A 17,572-nucleotide genomic window follows, 5' to 3' on the forward strand; every position below is an offset into this window, starting at 1 on the left:
TAGATTAAAACCTAATCTGACCGGTTTCTCTATAACCCTCTAAACTCTGATATAATTATATGATAATTAGTTTAATTAGTGGTTAATATGCAAATTGATTTTATTCATATATTGAGATAGCATAAACCATATTGGTTTAAATTATTGTGCAACTTTATAAATCGTCACTGTTACTTCTACTGACTGTATTAATAGTTATAGTCCTAAAGTTACCTGAAAATTTGAGCATTGCAGTAAATTGGTCTCTCCCAATTCTGGATTTTGATTTATCTTTTCGTATCATACTAATATCTTTTTTATCAGTTGCATTTTTAGCTGTTCTACCAGCACAAAATTTGACTTTTTCAGAGATGCTATCTTTTGCTGCTTACACTATTAGTTCACTTTATGCAGTTTTATCTGAACATATGATATTGGTTATAATATTCTGTGAATTAATGACCGTCAGTGCATTTTTTACTATCGCAGCTGGCTGTAGAGATAGTGAATCTGCAATAAGGTACGCTTGTGTACACTTTTTCGTTGGAGTTATATTAACAGCAGGATTGGCACTGCAAAATACTAACCTGATAATTTTAGGTTTATTGATAAACTGCGCTTATTTCCCTTTTTCGTTTTGGGTTGTTGATGCATATCCTGCTGCATCGCTACATGGCACTACATATCTCTCTTTATTTACCACTAAAGTCTCTTTTTTAGTGATGCTTTTACACACTTATAACCTATGGCAAGATTGTACTGAAATATTAGCGCTTGTAGGCGCCATCACTGCAATTTACAGCATTATATTTGCTTCTCTTGAGCAAAATATTCGTAGATTTTTATGCTATAATATTATCGGACAAATGGGCTTGCTGATTATTGCAGGAGGTTTACTCAGCCCTTCGGAAAAGGCAATACCAATTTTGATACTGCATATAATCTTCTCTCTTGTTTATCAATCATTATTGTTTGTGGTCAGCAATTCGATTATTTCACGAACAAAAACAATTAGTTTTAATGGAGTAGGTAAACTGATGTCAGTGGAAGGCATGTGTGCTATAATCGCAATACTTACAATGACTGCATTTCCTGGAACCGCTGGATTTATCAGTAAATCATATATCACAGCTGAAATTGAAATGAACACTGTTGCCTTAAAAGGGTATAAAAATTTATATAAGGTTCTAAATTTGCTGCTTTATTTAAGCGTGGGGCTAAAGTTTCTTTATTACTTATTTATTGCAAAAAGTAAGTCAAAACCTTTAGCAGAGAGGGGGGGCAAAGCGACTATGATCATTTTAGCATTTATATGCGTAATCACTGGCAATCCTTACTTGCCTATTTACAATAAATCTTCGATTTTCGATTTTGTGTACAACACAAAAAATATTTTGTCGCAATTTAATTTGTTATTATGTACCACTTTATTGTTTATTCCTTTACGCAAGTTATTTTACCCGAGAATAAATTTTAAAATGGATCTTGATTGGACTTTTAGAGCTTTCATATCCTATATTGTCTTGCTGTTCAATCAGTTAGTCTCTAAAACTAGAGAAATGTTTGCCAGCATAGTGCAAAACTTGACTAATTCACTTGCTGGTTTATACTTTAATAATATTACTAAACTTAAAGAAGTGCTGGATTATGACTCAGTGAGTTTTGTTTCAGCTTCTTCTCTCTTTTTAATGAGTATTCTACTAACGCTATTATGTTTAAATCGTTAACTGAAAGTTTAAATTCTGTATTTAGTAAACTGAGAGGAAAGTCAATCATTTCTGAAGATGATTTTAATCTTGCCATGCGTGAAATACGTATAGCTTTAATTGAAGCTGACGTTTCACTTGAAGTTGCGAAAAAATTCATCAATGACATTAAAGATAAAGTGATTGGGGAAAAAGTCATAAAAAGTGTTTCTCCAGCACAAATGATAATTAAAATTGTGCAGGATAATTTAGTTGCAGTTCTTGGATCAGAGAAAAGTGACTTAAATCTAGCAGTTAAACCCCCTGCTGTGATTATGATGGTGGGCTTACAAGGTGCAGGTAAAACAACTACCTCAGGAAAGCTTGCTTTAAAGCTAAAAAAGCAAAAGAAAAAAGTGATGCTTGCCTCTTTAGATATTTATAGGCCAGCTGCCCAGAAACAACTTGAGGTGGTGGGTAAACAAATAGACGTACAAGCTTTATCTATAGTAATAAATGAGGGGCCTATTGCAATTACAAAAAGGGCATTGGCAGCAGCAAAGAACGATAATTATGATGTATTAATACTAGACACCGCAGGCAGGCTTCATATTGACAATAATATGATGAATGAGTTAAAAGCCGTAAAGGAAATGGTTTCACCTGCAGAAGTTATTTTAGTAGCTGACGCAATGATAGGCCAGGATGCGGTCAACATTGCAAAATCATTCAATGAGGCAATAGGTGTAACCGGCATTATTCTTACCCGTGTTGATGGTGATGCACGTGGTGGTGCTGCTCTTTCTATGAAAATGATCGCCGATTGTCCAATTAAATTTATTGCTTGTGGTGAAAAATTAAGTGACCTCGATGATTTTTACCCCGATAGAATTGCAAAAAGGATACTTAATATGGGTGATGTTGTCTCATTGGTTGAAAAAGCTGCTGAGATTGTTGGTCAGGAAGAAATTGATAAGTTACAAAAGAAAGTAAAAAAGGGTAAATTTGACCTAAACGACCTAGTGGGAATGTTAAAAACTCTCAATAAAATGGATGGTATTAGCAACATAATGAAATTCATTCCTAGTTCATTCACAAAAAAGCTAAGTAGCAGTGTGCCAGATGACAATAAAGTGAAAAAATATATAGCTATCATAAACTCAATGACTGAAAAAGAAAGGCAAAATCCAGATATTTTAAATGGCAAAAGAAGACTTAGAATTTCTAAGGGGTCCGGAACAAGTGTAACTGAAGTTAATCTTCTGATTAAGCAGTATAATCAAATGAGCTCTGTGGTAAATAAGTTCAGTAAAGTTGACCATAGTAAACTCAAAGAATCTGATTTGATGGATATGCTAAGCAGAAAGTAAGTCAGCAGGTAGTGGAATGAGACAATTGTCAGTAACCCTTTAGCTATATCAAAAGTGGCTTAGGTCTCGCAAAAAAATTTACAGCTTCTTGCTAGCCAAGAAATTTATTATTAATTTTAGGAAATACTATAGCTAACCTAAGAAAGGTTTCCCTATGTCATACCGCGGTTCATTCCATAGCTGTACGAATGTTGTGATTTGGGCCTACCAGAAGGGCAATGCCTCTTATCCAAGTACCCTCTTCTTGTCATTCCAATCTGGAATCCAGTTTTCCATATAACCTCATCAAAAATGTTTATTTTCTGGTTACTTTTATACTTATCAACTCAGTATGCTTACTTACAATTAAAATTCCTGGATCCCAGACTGGGATGACACCCTCCTGATGGACTAAAATCACAACGTTCGTACAGTTGTGCGCGGTATAGATTCCGCTAACTAGTAGCGGAATGACGGTTTTTTAAATTGTAGGTAACCCTAAGCCACTTTAGCTATATACTTTCCAACCTGTTTTCACTCCTAATCTTTTCTTATTGATTTACAGCAGGTTCTTTGTTACAGTTCATAGTTATGCAAAGAAACCTAAAGCCTTATGAGTTTATTTACAGCCAGTGATTTACATAGTTTGGAACTGTATAGCTGAGTATTGTATATGATAATATTGATAACAAACGATGATGGCTTTGGAAGTAAAGGAATAAAATTACTCAAAGAGATTGCACGGAATTTTGCCTCAGAAATATGGATAGTGGCACCAGATACTGATAGAAGCGGGGCTGCAAGATCTCTTGATTATCCAGTGAAGCAATCTATTGGAATAAACCAACATAGTGAAAGGGAATTTAGTGTGTCTGGTACTCCTGCAGATTGTGTCATTATTGCGCTAAATAAAGTTATGAATAAAAAACCAGACTTAATATTGTCCGGAGTAAATATTGGATCAAATGTCGGGGACGATATTTGTTATTCAGGAACAATTGGTGCTGTAATGGAAGGTGCTGCAAGGTCTATACCTTCTATTGCGCTGAGCCAAGTTTATCATGATAAAATAGACTGGCACAATACAAAGGTTTTTGCACCAAAGGTTATTGCCAAGCTAGTTAAGTTTGGTTGGCCTAAAAACATAGTGATGAGTGTAAATTTTCCTGCTACGGAAAAAGTAAAAGGAGTAGAATTTGCTGAACAAGGTGAATATAACATTGATGGGGATTTAACTTTTACTGAAAATTCGAATGGCTCTTTTAGCTTAAATTGGTCTCGAGAGCACTCAGGCAGTGGTAGTGTAAATAAAATAAAAGAAGGATTTATTACTATCACACCAGTAAAATTAGATTTTACAGATTATGATACATTGAATGCTATGAAAAATTCTTGTGCAGACGAATTTTCTTCTATAGCTGACTAAGAAAAACATTTGCATTGCTCCTAATTGATGTTTTCTATTGTGTTATCGCGAGCAATTATTTTTTCTTCACCTATATCCATGTTTTTAATCTTTAAAGTTTTACTACTCAATTCTTCATCGCCAAAGATTAAAGCAGCTTTAGCATTTGCTTGATTTGCTTTTTTCATTCGGTTTCTAAGTGCTCCGCTATATTCGTAGACTACATATAAACCATTTCTGCGCAATTCATTCGCAAGTGTTAGAGCATGTTCATCAGCCTCTCTGCCGATCGGAATTAGGTAAATAGGTCGCTCTTCTTTCGGAGAATAATTGATTAACTCCATTATGCGTTCAATACCTCCTGCAAATCCTATTGCTGGAGTGTGTTTTCCACCTACTGAAGATACTAGATTATCGTATCTTCCACCGGCAAAAACTGCCCCTTGTGCACCTAAATCTTCTGTGACAAATTCAAATACTGTGTGACAATAATAGTCTAGACCTCGAACTAATTTGCTATTTACAGTGTAAGGTATGCCAAGAGCTTGCAGTCCATTTAACACCTGGTCAAAGAAATATGAAGATTCTTTTGTATAGTGATCACTGATTTTAGACGCATCAGAAATTATTAATCTATCTTTCTCATCCTTAGAATCCAGTATTCTGAGTGGATTTTTGATCAACCTATTTTTGCTATCTTCTGATAGATCGTTTTGATACTTTGTAAAGTATAAGATCAAAGCTTTTCTATACTTAGTTATTGTTTCACTATCACCCAGAGAGTTGATTTCCAGCTTTACATTTTTATTGATGCCAAATTCAGTTAGTAAGTGCTGAGCGAGTGATATCAATTCAACATCGGCTTTTGAATCTTCTACACCAAAAACCTCAAAATTTATCTGATGAAATTGCCTCTGTCTTCCCTTTTGCGGTCTTTCGTAACGAAATGTAGGCCCTGTTGAAAATAATTTTATCGGCGTTTGCAGTTTTTTTTCAATGAGTAGCCTGACAACTGCTGCAGTGAACTCAGGACGTAAAGTTATGCTCTTTCCCCCTTTATCATTAAAGGTGTACATCTCTTTAGTGATGATGTCTGAGCTATCACCTAAAGTCTTTGTGAAAACTTCCGTATATTCAAATATCGGAGTTTGAGCAGGCAAAAAGCCATATAGACTTGAGATTCTGCTTGCTGTTTGCTCTATGTGTTTAAACTTGTACCATTCATCAAACAGGAGATCTTTTGTTCCTCTAACCGTTTGATTAGTCATAGTGTGGTCTCTATACCTGCAACCTCTGGTATGTGGTAGCTCAGCATATTCTGCACTCCTTGCTTTAAAGTAATTGCAGCACTTGGGCATCCAGAGCAAGCTCCTTGTAACTCAACATAAACTATTCCATCTTTATAGCCACGGAATTTGATATCACCACCGTCTTGAGCAACTGCAGGTTTGATATAACTTTCCATCAACTCTTTTATTCTATTTACAATTTCTATATCATTCTCATCGAAAAATTCTTCATCTGGCACGTTGTTGTCATTAACTCCTTCTTTATCTAGTGCTTTTCCGCCAGAAGTAAAGTGATTCATGATTGTAGTTAAAACTTCTACTTTTAATATATCCCAATTAATTCCATCCAATTTTGTTACTGAAATAAAATCATGACCAAAAAATACTCTCGCTACATGTTCTATTTGAAAAAGATCCGCTGCTAACTTGGAGTTTTTTATCTCATCTGCGTTTGAAAAATCAGCCGTTTCTCCTTCGTTTAGAATTGCAAATCCAGGGAGAAATTTCAGTGTGTTTGGATTTGGTGTTTCTTCAATCTGGATGAACATGTTATTTACCATGACAATTATAATTGTTACTATTTAATCATAAAATGATAAAAAAATATACATGTCATTCATCTTTTTTCTTTTTTTAGTATTCATAGTAATTACATTTGTCTTGCCTAGCGTTGTTGTATTTTTTCTTTTCCTGACAAAAAAAAATAACATAAGTTTCATGATGAACTCTATATTGAGTAAATTTTTGAACGAATTTAGTAGCAGTAGAAGTTATACTGAAAATTACACTGGTGATAACATGTCCAAGGATGAAGCATTAAAGATACTGGGGCTGAATCCTGAGGCAAGTCAAAATGAAATCAATAAAGCATATCAAAATTTAATGAAATTAGTTCACCCAGATAAGGGAGGCTCAGAGTATTTTGCACAGAAATTAAATGCGGCACGTGATAAATTGTTAAAAAAGTGATCTTAAAAAAAGTTTTCGTTTAACGAATTTCTTCCTTTGCTTTTTCTAAATACTCCAATATTGCTTCATGTAGTGCAGTCCATGTTATCTGTTCTTCCAGGGAAGGTATAAATTCTTGTCTCCAAGCATCCTTAAACTCTTGAAACCACTGTTTCTCAAAATCCTGAAATTCTAAAGAAATATCTGCTTTAAAGCTATCAATTAAACTGGAAACTTCTGCAGCTTTAGAGCTATCTAGTGATTTTAAAGATAACACTCCACTCTTTAAAATGTCTAACTCTTCCAATACATTAAGCTTAAATGGTTTATAGAGTGAAGACCCTATGCGATATCTTAAATAAGAATCATAGTATAACTTAATTTTATACATTAAAATGGTAGATGCATCAGGAGAAATGTTATTCTCATATTGTGCAAGAGAAAATAATAAATTCTCATAATCTACTTTGCTTAAACATGGTTGTAGAGTCGATTTAATTTTTTCACTAAAGGTTAGATAACTAGAAGAAATGCCATGACTATATTTACTAAAGAATTCAGGAAATATATCTGCTTGTTCTAATTTAAGAGGTAAATCTTTTCTAATTTCTCTTGGTAAACTATGTATTGAAAACTGATAAATAACCCATACAAAATTCTCATCAAACTCATCTGAGTAATCAGCATTATTATCAGGAAAAATTACATTACCTTTCTTATCATTCCAAGGTAATATCTTATAGAAAAACCTGTTCAGCCTTTGTTTTAATTTCAAAATACCTTCATTTCTATCACCTGCTTTATACAATATTTCGCCCATTTGCTGTTTAGCATCTTTAGGGTTTATTTTGTCACTTATGTGCAATCCAATTCCATTTTTCTCTAATAACTCCCAATCAAACAATTTGTGTGGATCTGGTTTACGCATTGTATAGCCAAGTTCTTGATTGTAAACTATGGTTCCTATTTCAGAATGACTAAATATCATATCCCTTTTAATTTTAAAACGCTCCATAAGGTATAAAATCAGCTCTTTAACGGACCTCATTTGCTCTTCCGGAAAAGGCTCAAGTCCTGTGTTTACAATTTCAATACCTACAGAATAGTTGTTAAGCTTCCGTAGCTCTTCAAGCTTGCTATCTATCTTAACTCTTGCATAACTAACACCAGCATGCCATGCTTCTTTCTCTAATGGAACCATTAAGGTGATGCTGCCATCCCTATCGACAATAAAATGAACTGACAATCCTCTAGTATTCAGCGTATCTTTTGTACCTTTTAGTGTTGATGTTTCAGTATGGTGAACTATAACCATTAACACTTTTTCACCTGCCCTATCACCATAATTTAAAGCTGAAGCTGGACTTAAAAATAACAAATCCTGACTTTGAATAATGGTAACTTTTCTTGTAAATCTTGAAAATCACTCTTAATATCGCTTGAGCAGGATACTTGCTGAAATATCAGAAGCGCTGAAATAGTAACTAGTAAAGCTAACAGATACTTATTAATTTTAGATAGTTGGATTTTCATACCATCTTTATAAACACTTTGTAGATAATTTTTCATTATAGTTAGAATAGGGTTGTTGAATAAATTTACAAGACAAAATCATACTAGTTCGGTAGTAGTAATCTGTCCAAAGATGAAGCATTAAAGATACTGGGGCTGAATCCTGAGGCAAGTCAAAATGAAATTAATAAAGCATATCAAAATTTAATGAAATTAGTTCACCCAGATAAGGGAGGCTCGGAATATTTTGCACAAAAATTAAATGCGGCACGTGATAGGTTGCTGAAGAATTGATTTTCAACCATTAGAAATTATTAGTTTTTTCTGTAAATTTTACTTGGACATACTCAAGTTATATAGTATAAGGCCAAAATATTATATTTTAAGGGGTTTTATGGTAACAAATACAGAAATTGAGCAGTTAAAAAATGAATTATTTGCTGCAGTAAAGGAAGATAATCTTCAGAAAGCTAAAGAATGTATTGAAAAAATACCAGAAGAAAATATTAGTAAGATTGTTAACTCTAAAAGACAGAGCGAAACACCTTTGCAAGTTGCTGTCCTAAAGAACAACTTTGAAATGGTAAAGTTGTTAATTGATAATTATGCTGATGTTAATGCTAAAGATTATGCTGAACGTCCTGTTTTGTATCGTTGCGTTACATCAAGGTATTGTTCTGCACAAATGGTGGAGTTTCTGATTAATAATGGTGCTAGTACTAGTGGTAAATTTACAAATGGTGATGAGTTTTTTAGCCTTTTAGCTTGGGCTGTACAAGATGGTAGCCCAGAAAAAGCAGAGATTCTGCTTAAGCATGGTGCTAACTCGGATGAAAAGTTTTCTTATGCTTTCCAGGGCGATTGTACGTCCTTACATGTTGCTGTTGTAAGAAATAATCCAGAAATGGTAAAAGTTTTCATTAAATATCATGCTAATGTCAATGTTCAAAATAAACAGGGCGAAACACCTCTACATTTGGCTATTAGATTTAAACATCCTAAGATAATAAAGCTGCTATACGATAATGGTGCTGATATTGACAATGTTAAAGATATAAGGAACCAGACACCTTCAGATCTTGCTAAGACATTTTATCCCGATAAAACGATAAAAGAAATTGCTGCAGAAGCAAAGAGTGTAAATGTAAGTCCAGACAACGCTATGCAATCCATATCTGTAGCAAGCAGCACGGTAAAACCTTCCTTTTTTATTAATAGTATATTTAATTGGATGGGAGCTTCAACTACTGCTGCACTCAGTTGCTTATTCCAAAGTGCTCCTGCTTTATCTTCTGCTCAGCAGCCTGTTACTCATTCGGCTGGAAGCCTAGCTGGTTCTTCGCAAGTTGATTTTTATGGAACAGCTCTGCTAGCTGATGTGGTAGCCAGAAAGTTCACTGGGGGGAAATATTCAAGACCATTGGATGATTCGCTTTTGACATTGGAGCAAATTAAAGAAAGAAAGCTTAGCGCTATAGAAAGAGATGTCAAGATGGTAATTAATGAGTTTGAAGAGCTTAATCAGTGTCCTGGGAGTTCACTAAGTAACACAACAGTATCTAAAGGCATAAATCACCAAAAGTTCTTTTAAGCTATAGTTAAAATAAGCACTCAAGTTTGAGTGCTTATTTTTTGAAAAAAAACAGATTTCCATCCCTTAAATTTAAACTTTTTATTGTGTGCTGGGGATAAGCTGCTACAATAAAACGAGTTGAAGGTGAGAAAGCTTTAAGTTATGCAAGATGATACTAAAAAAAAAACAACGATAGAAGAAGAAAAAGGCATATTAGGATGGATAGAGTATAGACTGCCTATATTTTCTTTTCTAAAACATACTGCTTCTTATCAAGTGCCAAAAAATTTAAATTATGCTTGGAATTTTGGTTCTTTGGCTGGTATAGCACTGATTTTACAGGTAATAACAGGCATATTTCTTGCTATGCACTATACTCCGCATGTTGATTATGCGTTTAATAGTGTAGAGCGCATAATGCGAGATGTGAATTACGGGTGGTTAATACGCTACACTCACGCTGTTGGAGCATCGCTCTTCTTTATGGTAGTCTATGTTCATATAATGCGTGGGTTATATTACGGATCTTACAAGAGGCCACGAGAGATGGTGTGGTTTGTTGGTATATTTATATTTTTTGCAATGATGGCAACTGCCTTTATGGGATATGTTCTTCCTTGGGGACAAATGAGTTTCTGGGGTGCAACAGTTATAACCAACTTATTTTCTGCTATACCTTTATTTGGCAATAAAATAGTTATATGGTTATGGGGTGGTTTTTCAGTGGATAACCCAACACTTAACCGTTTTTTCGCTCTGCATTATCTTCTGCCTTTTGTTATTATTGCTTTAGCTATGCTTCATGTGATAGCTTTGCATAGGTTTGGCTCTGGTAACCCAAGTGGAGTGGAGGTAAAATCAGATAAGGATACCATTCCTCTCTATCCTTATTATATAGTCAAGGATTGCATAACTTTTGGTCTGTTTTTTGTAGTTTTGTTTGCATTTGTTTTCTATGCTCCTAATTATCTTGGACATCCAGACAATTATATAGAAGCTGATTCTATGGTCACTCCGGTACATATAGTGCCAGAGTGGTATTTTTTACCTTTTTATGCAATGCTACGTTCAATTCCAGGTAAACTTACTGGTGTGCTTACCATGTTTGCATCTATTTTAGTGTGGTTTTTGTTACCTTGGCTTGATAAATCAAAAATTAAAAGTGGTACTTATCGGCCGATATTCAAAAAATTTTTTTGGGTTTTTGCAATAAATTTTGCACTTCTTGCCTGGCTCGGAGGACAAGAGGTGAAAGAGCCTTACATCACTATGAGTAGGCTATCTACTCTTTATTATTTTGCATACTTTGTAATAATTTTACCACTGCTTAGTAAATATGAAAAGCCAAAAGAACCACCAAAAACCTTAAGTGATTCTGTGCCAGAGATGAAGTAATGATGATGAGAAATATGTTAGCTATACTTTGCATATCGTTTTTTGCTAATTTTGTGTGTGCAGAAGAATTCAAGCAATCACCAAACAAAAAAATGGACTGGAAATTTGATGGAATTACCGGATCTTTCGATAGAGAGTCAATTCAACGGGGCTATAAAGTGTATAAAGAAGTCTGTGCTGCTTGTCATTCAATGAATAGGATAGCATTTCGTAATTTGCAAGATGTTGGTTTTTCTGAAGAAGATGTAAAACAGATTGCAGCTTCTTACCAAGTTAAAGATGGTCCGAATGATTTAGGTGAAATGTTCGATAGACCTGGAATACCTTCGGATTATTTTATTGCACCTTTTGATACAAAAGAAGCAGCTGCAGCGAGCAATAATGGTGCAGTTCCACCAGACTTATCGTTAATTATTAAAGCAAGGCATGATGGTGCAAATTATGTCTATTCACTGTTAACAGGCTATCAAAACGGCGAGCACGATGAAAATGATTTATACTTCAACCCTTACTTTTCAACAGGCAGGTTAGCTATGGCGCCACCGCTTTCTGAAGGAATGGTGGAATATGATGGTGCAAGACAAGCCACAGTTGAAAATATGGCGTATGATGTGATAAATTTTTTACAATGGGCAGCAGAGCCAGAATTAGAGCGCCGGCATAAACTTGGATTAAAAGTAGTGGCGTATTTTATAATTTTAACAGTGTTTTTTGTATTAACTAACAATAGAATTTGGAGCAAGCTCTATAAAAAGAAGTGATAGTCAATTTTGCCTCAAATACAATGGTTGTCATCCAAGTAGCTAACACTGGTTCCTTTATGACGGCAGTGTCCAGAGGTGTCAAGCAAGTTTTTTCGTTTCTATTCCCAAGAAAGTTCGTTATATGGTTATGCAAGGAGTCTATTGTTGGTTAATGTTTTATGGCTTTACGGAAAGTTTATAGCTATACAACTTATCTTAAAAGCAATATAGTGTTCACTATGCAATGAATCAAAGATAGTAAGTAAAGTCTATGAAATTTCAAATCACTACACATTTTCAACCCTCTGGAGATCAACCGCAAGCAATCGATAGTTTAATTGCGGGGCTAAATAGCAATAAAAGAGACCAAGTTTTGCTTGGGGTTACTGGTTCTGGGAAAACTTTCACTATGGCAAATGTTATAGCAAGGACAAACAGACCTGCGCTGATCATGGCACACAATAAAACCTTAGCAGCACAACTTTATGAGGAAATGAAAGGATTATTTCCCAATAATGCTGTTGGATATTTCATTTCTTATTATGATTACTATCAGCCCGAAGCTTATTTGCCGCAAACTGATACTTATATCGAAAAAGACTCTGCAATCAATGACAGAATTGACATGCTGCGTTATTCTGCCGTCTGCTCCCTCTTGGAGCGCAGGGACACGATCGTAGTTGCCAGTGTTTCTTGCATATACGGTCTTGGTTCGCCTGAAAGCTACCGCAGCATGACTATATCTTTAAGTGTTGGAGATAAAATTCATGTTAATGATTTCTTGAGTAACTTAGCTGATCTTCAATACAAGCGCTCTGATACCAGGTTTGAGAGAGGATATTTCAGAGTGCGTGGTGATATTATCGATATATTTCCTGCCTATTATGAAAATAAAGCTTGGCGTTTATCGCTGCTTGGTGATGAAATAGAAGAAATTTCTGAAATTGATGCTATAACGAGTAATATTACCAAAAGCCTAAATACAATCACCATTTTTCCAAACAGCTATCACATTACATCACGTGAGACTCTGTTACAGACAGTTGGGCTAATCAAAAAAGAGCTGCATGAACGCTTGGATTATTACTACTTACAAAACAAGATTGTTGAAGCAAAGCGTCTCGAGCAACGCACTAATTTTGATATTGAAATGATGAGAACAACAGGAATATGTAAAGGTATTGAAAATTATTCGCGTTATCTCTATGGAATGGAAGCTGGGGATCCACCGCCTACTTTGTTTGAATATTTACCCAAAGACGTAATTTTATTTGTTGATGAGAGTCATGTCACCGTTCCTCAGATTGGTGCAATGTACAGTGGTAATGAGGCACGTAAAAAGAAATTGATTGACTATGGCTTCAGGCTCCCTTCCGCTTTTGATAATCGTCCATTAAAATTTGAAGAATGGGAGAAAGTTAGGCCGCAGACTATTTACATTTCAGCTACTCCCGGAAAGTATGAGTTAGCACAAACCAATAACGTATTTATAGAGCAAGTTATTCGTCCAACAGGGCTTACAGACCCAATCTGCATTGTGAAACCAATAGAGAGTCAAATTGATGATGTAATTCATGAGGCACAAGTGACAATAGGAAAGGGATTTTGTGTTTTAATCACTACACTGACAAAAAAAATGGCTGAAAATTTAGCTGAATATATGAGTGAATTAAATATGAGAGTGAGTTATTTGCATTCTGATATTGGTGCGTTGGAGAGAATAGAAATTATATGTAAATTAAGATCTAAAGAAATTGACGTTTTAGTAGGTGTTAACTTGCTTAGGGAAGGTCTTGATATTCCAGAGTGTGGGTTGGTTGCAATTTTGGATGCTGATAAAGAAGGATTTTTGCGATCAGAAACATCGCTCATTCAAACGATCGGTCGTGCTGCACGTAATGCTGAAGGTAGAGTAATTTTGTATGCAGATAAAATCACTGGTTCTTTAGATCGTGCATTAAGAGAGACCGAAAGAAGAAGAAAAAAACAAGAAGAACATAATATATTGTACAATATTGTCCCAAAGACTATAATAAAACCTATATCAAACACCTTACAGGAGAGGGCAATAGCAGAACCGAAAGTAAATACTAATAAGGATGATTTGAGAAAGCAAATGATAGAGCATGCTGAAAATTTAGAATTTGAAGAAGCAGCAAGAATAAAAAAATTATTGCAAGGTTAAGTAATATATGATGCTATGGGCATAGCATGAAAGTGTAAACAACCTGCTATTCTCCTTCTTATTTTAGCTTATCTTTTTGAGATTTTTGACAATTTCTTAGAATTGAAGAAGGAAAGGTGCATTTTTTTATTGACTTATCTATGTATTACGGTAATTACTAAAGAATTAGTGAGTAATAGTTATAGAATATGAGTGGTGAGGTAGCAAACAAGAAATTCAGTTATGGTATTTTAGAATATTTAGAACATTTAGAAGAGGATATCAGTCTATTAGATAATGAAAATTTTACTCAATGTATAATTCGTCTTCTACAAACAGGAGCTGATCCAAATATACAAAACCAAGATGGAAAAACTCTGTCATATTACTTAGATAAACACTTACTTAACATTTTAAATGATTTAGAAAATGATAGCAATCTATTAAATGATTCCAATAATATTAAATATATAGGGTCTCTTCTAAAAATAGGAGCTAATCCAAATGTACAAAACCAAGCTGGAAGAACTCTGTCATATTACTTAGATAAACACTTACTTAACATTTTAAATGATTTAGAAGATGATAGCAATCTATTAGATAATCCCAATAATATTGAATATATAGGGTCTCTTCTAGGAGCAGGAGCTGATCCAAATGTACAAAACCAAGCTGGAAAAACTCTGTTACATTACGTTGCTGAACATAACAATATTGACGCTATAAGATTTCTTTTAAGCAAAAAAGCTGATCCAAGTATAACAGATAAAAGTGGAAAGACTCCAGCTAAATATGCTACTGAAAGTGACTGCATTCGAGCTGTGAATTGTCCGGATCCAGACAAGGATCAGGGCTATCATTCAGATGGTTCTTGTGAAAATAAAGAGAATCCGGCAAATAACTCTAGTAATTACCCTAACAAGCACAATGATGATCAGGCACTGCGTGATGATCTAGGGTATGGCTCCGGTGACGATAATAAAGCAATTTCTACTGAACCGAGTGATTGTGACCGAAAAGACGAGGATTCGAGCTGTAGTTCAAGTGATTATCTTTTTCTAGAAGACTCACTATTAGCGAAGCTAGGAATACCATTAACTACAGATGAGCAGGAGCTAATTGATAAGTTTTGTGAGGAGATAAGAGGTATAACAACAAAAAATAAACAAGAATCTGAAGAAAGTATTCTAGAAAGTATTGAGAAAATAGTAAATGAGTACTTGGAGAAAGGACTAAGATTAAATTCAAGTTGTAGTAATGGTAATGAAAAAGGCGATAAAGAAACTGTAACAAATTTAATACTTGAAGAAATAGAAGATGTTCTTAATCATCGTGTGAATCCACGTTTTTCAACTGGAATTCTTAATATACCTGATTGTATCGATGAAAGTGATGGCAACGAATGTGAAGCTGACAAATATAAAACTTCAGGCATCATCATAAAAAAGATCATAAGTAATTTGTTGTTAAAAGGTGGAGGAATGAGAAAAATTTTTTCTACGGTGATACCGAGCTTGCAAATAAACATTATGACTGTGATTATTCAAATGATCTCGGTAAGAAATATAAGGGTAGGAAAGAAGAGCTAAAGAGTATAGCATGTGAAGGTATTGTAAACAAAAGTAAGCAAACTCATGAGTATGACTTTAAAGCAGAAATAGATAATGTATATTTTTATGTGAAATATCCACAAGATAGTATTATTGAATCTGTGAAAATCTTAAACAATGAAAAAGCTAAAAAGTTAAATCTAAAAGTCGGCATACTTCAAATTGGGGAGAGTATAGTGAGAATTGAAGGTACAAAAGGTGGAATTAGTATTTATCTAAGTCCTAGTAAGAAAGATGGTAATAAAATAGAGGTAAAGGTCGATGAAGAGAGCGAAGCAAGGCTTAACAAATTAAAAGCTGAGAAGAAAAGTTTAGGGGAAAACTGTCTTTTGGGAGCGTCGAACAAGGAAAAATCTTGTTAAACCTGAAAGAAACTATTTTATCCAGTGCTATAACAATTTTTAAATATAATTTATTAAGAAGTATTTTTGCAGTTATAACCGGACGCTCAATGGTGCTAGAGTGCCCGTTTGGGAGCATGGTTTTGGAGGAACGGTTAAACCACTGATGGAGTCTATTACGACTACCTCGATTAGAAGATTGTATAATCTAACCGTCCCAAGCTTAAATACTTCTTCATTATAAGTTATAGGAGGTCAATTACAATGACAAAAAGTAAATTAGAGGTAATGAATCCTGATGCAGCAGGGATAGATGTTGGTTCGGCTGTACATTATGTATGTATACCCGAGAGAAGAGATGAGCAACGTGTTCAAAAATTTGGCTGCTTCACTGAAGACCTTCATAATTTAGCAAGGTGGTTAAAAAAGTGTAAAGTTACAACCGTAGCGATGGAATCAACTGGTGTATATTGGATTCCTTTGTTTCAAATACTGGAATCTTACGGTTTTGAAGTTAAGTTGGTAAATGCGCGACATGTAAAAAATGTACCTGGGAGAAAGTCAGATGTTCAGGACTGTCAGTGGTTACAACAACTACATAGTTATGGATTACTCCAAGGGTCATTTAGGCCAGATAGCCAGATATGTGTATTGCGTAGTTACGTGCGACAACGTAAGAACCTCACTGAAAGTGCATCTACACATGTTCTGCGTATGCAGAAGGCATTAATTCAAATGAATATACAACTGCATAGAGTTATAAGAGATATAACAGGAGTAACTGGTATGAAAATTATCAAGGCTATAATTAAAGGCGAAAGAGATTCTGGGAAATTGGCTCAATTCAGGGATGCACGAATAAAAAATGATCAGTCTACTATAGCAAAAGCGTTAGCTGGCGATTATAGAGAGGAACATGTATTCACGCTAAAGCAAGAATTTGAACTATATAATATTTATCAAGAAAAAATAGCAGAATGTGATAGAAATATTGAGGTCTATTACAAAACGTTTGAAACAAAATCTAACGAAAGTAAACAGTTGAGTAAGGAAAAGAATAAGCACAGAAAAAGTAAGCCTGACTTTGCTTTGCACGAGGAACTGCACCGAATAACTGGTATGGATTTTACTAAAGTTCCAGGGCTTGATATACTAAGTATACAGACTATAATTTCAGAAACTGGTATAAACCATAATAAATGGTCAACAGAAAAACACTTTTCATCGTGGTTAGGACTCAGCCCTGCCAATAAAATTACAGGAGAAAAAGTGTTTAGCACAAGAACGCGTAAAGTCATTAATCGTGCTGCGAATGCATTTCGAATGGCTGCTAATTCTGTAGGAAATAGTAAAAGTTCATTGGGTGCATACTACAGGAGATTAAAAAAACGATTAGGAGCACCAAAAGCAATAACAGCTACTGCAAGAAAAATAGCATGCATATTTTATAGTATGCTCAAATACGGACAAGAATATGTAGAAAAAGGAATGGAATACTATGAAACACGATATAAGGAGAGAGCTGTAAAAAATTTGATCAAAAAGGCACGAGAATTTGGCTATACTTTAGTGCAACAAG

At 34.6% G+C, this 17,572-nt stretch carries 15 protein-coding genes; 11 read left to right on the top strand and 4 right to left on the bottom strand.

Annotated features, from left to right (window positions below; translation table 11 throughout):
* Positions 1-146 precede the first annotated feature (146 nt).
* The 3 genes from OZD67_RS02785 (at position 147) to surE (ending at position 4,439) form a co-directional block, all read left to right on the top strand.
* The gene (locus OZD67_RS02785; protein ID WP_182183700.1) at positions 147-1,706 is read left to right on the top strand and encodes a proton-conducting transporter transmembrane domain-containing protein; all 1,560 of its coding nucleotides are present in this window, start codon (positions 147-149) and stop codon (positions 1,704-1,706) included.
* The gene (gene ffh / locus OZD67_RS02790) at positions 1,691-3,034 is read left to right on the top strand and encodes a signal recognition particle protein (protein ID WP_182183699.1); all 1,344 of its coding nucleotides are present in this window, start codon (positions 1,691-1,693) and stop codon (positions 3,032-3,034) included. The genes OZD67_RS02785 and ffh overlap by 16 nt, the downstream gene beginning before the upstream one ends.
* Before the next feature lie 652 nt (positions 3,035-3,686).
* The gene (gene surE / locus OZD67_RS02795; RefSeq protein ID WP_182183697.1) at positions 3,687-4,439 is read left to right on the top strand and encodes a 5'/3'-nucleotidase SurE; all 753 of its coding nucleotides are present in this window, start codon (positions 3,687-3,689) and stop codon (positions 4,437-4,439) included.
* 20 nt (positions 4,440-4,459) lie between these two features.
* Here the strand turns inward: surE and hisS are convergent, their stop codons facing one another.
* Positions 4,460-5,686, bottom strand: coding sequence for a histidine--tRNA ligase (gene hisS / locus OZD67_RS02800; RefSeq protein ID WP_182183695.1), 1,227 nt, complete (start codon positions 5,684-5,686; stop codon positions 4,460-4,462).
* Complete coding sequence (locus OZD67_RS02805; protein ID WP_182184112.1) at positions 5,683-6,255, bottom strand: NifU family protein; 573 nt, start codon at positions 6,253-6,255, stop codon at positions 5,683-5,685. The genes hisS and OZD67_RS02805 overlap by 4 nt, the downstream gene beginning before the upstream one ends.
* A gap of 169 nt (positions 6,256-6,424) precedes the next feature.
* On the opposite strand from OZD67_RS02805, the gene OZD67_RS02810 reads away from it, so the two are divergent.
* Positions 6,425-6,676, top strand: a complete 252-nt coding sequence (locus tag OZD67_RS02810) for a J domain-containing protein (protein WP_223823149.1) — start codon at positions 6,425-6,427, stop codon at positions 6,674-6,676.
* A gap of 19 nt (positions 6,677-6,695) precedes the next feature.
* Here the strand turns inward: OZD67_RS02810 and OZD67_RS02815 are convergent, their stop codons facing one another.
* Positions 6,696-8,033: an N-acetylmuramoyl-L-alanine amidase gene (locus OZD67_RS02815; protein ID WP_259346669.1), complete on the bottom strand. Its 1,338-nt coding sequence runs from the start codon at positions 8,031-8,033 to the stop codon at positions 6,696-6,698.
* Between the two features lie 290 nt (positions 8,034-8,323).
* Here OZD67_RS02815 and OZD67_RS02820 point away from each other — a divergent pair, with 290 nt between their 5' ends.
* The 6 genes from OZD67_RS02820 to OZD67_RS02845 all read left to right on the top strand — a co-directional run bounded on the left by OZD67_RS02820 (position 8,324) and on the right by OZD67_RS02845 (position 15,631).
* Positions 8,324-8,461: a DnaJ domain-containing protein gene (locus tag OZD67_RS02820; RefSeq protein ID WP_259346730.1), complete on the top strand. Its 138-nt coding sequence runs from the start codon at positions 8,324-8,326 to the stop codon at positions 8,459-8,461.
* Between the two features lie 100 nt (positions 8,462-8,561).
* Positions 8,562-9,758: an ankyrin repeat domain-containing protein gene (locus OZD67_RS02825; RefSeq protein ID WP_182183692.1), complete on the top strand. Its 1,197-nt coding sequence runs from the start codon at positions 8,562-8,564 to the stop codon at positions 9,756-9,758.
* 144 nt (positions 9,759-9,902) lie between these two features.
* On the top strand, positions 9,903-11,135 hold the full coding sequence (locus OZD67_RS02830; protein WP_182183690.1) for a cytochrome b: 1,233 nt from the start codon (positions 9,903-9,905) through the stop codon (positions 11,133-11,135).
* A gap of 2 nt (positions 11,136-11,137) precedes the next feature.
* Positions 11,138-11,896, top strand: coding sequence for a cytochrome c1 (locus tag OZD67_RS02835; protein WP_182183688.1), 759 nt, complete (start codon positions 11,138-11,140; stop codon positions 11,894-11,896).
* A 253-nt stretch (positions 11,897-12,149) separates the two neighbouring features.
* Positions 12,150-14,063 (top strand): excinuclease ABC subunit UvrB, encoded by a 1,914-nt coding sequence (uvrB, locus tag OZD67_RS02840; protein WP_182183686.1) that lies wholly within the window; start codon positions 12,150-12,152, stop codon positions 14,061-14,063.
* A 188-nt stretch (positions 14,064-14,251) separates the two neighbouring features.
* On the top strand, positions 14,252-15,631 hold the full coding sequence (locus OZD67_RS02845) for an ankyrin repeat domain-containing protein (protein WP_182183684.1): 1,380 nt from the start codon (positions 14,252-14,254) through the stop codon (positions 15,629-15,631).
* 303 nt (positions 15,632-15,934) lie between these two features.
* Here the strand turns inward: OZD67_RS02845 and OZD67_RS02850 are convergent, their stop codons facing one another.
* A complete protein-coding gene (locus OZD67_RS02850) occupies positions 15,935-16,132 on the bottom strand; it encodes a hypothetical protein (RefSeq protein WP_274999701.1) in 198 nt (65 codons plus the stop codon).
* 119 nt (positions 16,133-16,251) lie between these two features.
* Here OZD67_RS02850 and OZD67_RS02855 point away from each other — a divergent pair.
* Positions 16,252-17,572: IS110 family RNA-guided transposase (locus OZD67_RS02855; RefSeq protein WP_274999611.1), on the top strand; the 1,321-nt coding region annotated here is incomplete at its 3' end.

Source organism: Wolbachia endosymbiont of Drosophila nikananu, assembly GCF_028981865.1.
GTDB lineage: Bacteria > Pseudomonadota > Alphaproteobacteria > Rickettsiales > Anaplasmataceae > Wolbachia > Wolbachia pipientis_B.

Bases quoted from the DNA above. Each gene is read 5' to 3' on its own strand.
- surE (WP_182183697.1), top strand. From the start codon at position 3,687: ATGATAATATTGATAACAAACGATGATGGCTTTGGAAGTAAAGGAATA.
- OZD67_RS02825 (WP_182183692.1), top strand. From the start codon at position 8,562: ATGGTAACAAATACAGAAATTGAGCAGTTAAAAAATGAATTATTTGCT.
- OZD67_RS02805 (WP_182184112.1), bottom strand. From the start codon at position 6,255: ATGTTCATCCAGATTGAAGAAACACCAAATCCAAACACACTGAAATTT.
- hisS (WP_182183695.1), bottom strand. From the start codon at position 5,686: ATGACTAATCAAACGGTTAGAGGAACAAAAGATCTCCTGTTTGATGAA.
- OZD67_RS02830 (WP_182183690.1), top strand. From the start codon at position 9,903: ATGCAAGATGATACTAAAAAAAAAACAACGATAGAAGAAGAAAAAGGC.
- uvrB (WP_182183686.1), top strand. From the start codon at position 12,150: ATGAAATTTCAAATCACTACACATTTTCAACCCTCTGGAGATCAACCG.
- OZD67_RS02810 (WP_223823149.1), top strand. From the start codon at position 6,425: ATGATGAACTCTATATTGAGTAAATTTTTGAACGAATTTAGTAGCAGT.
- OZD67_RS02835 (WP_182183688.1), top strand. From the start codon at position 11,138: ATGATGAGAAATATGTTAGCTATACTTTGCATATCGTTTTTTGCTAAT.
- OZD67_RS02845 (WP_182183684.1), top strand. From the start codon at position 14,252: ATGAGTGGTGAGGTAGCAAACAAGAAATTCAGTTATGGTATTTTAGAA.
- ffh (WP_182183699.1), top strand. From the start codon at position 1,691: ATGTTTAAATCGTTAACTGAAAGTTTAAATTCTGTATTTAGTAAACTG.
- OZD67_RS02850 (WP_274999701.1), bottom strand. From the start codon at position 16,132: ATGCTCCCAAACGGGCACTCTAGCACCATTGAGCGTCCGGTTATAACT.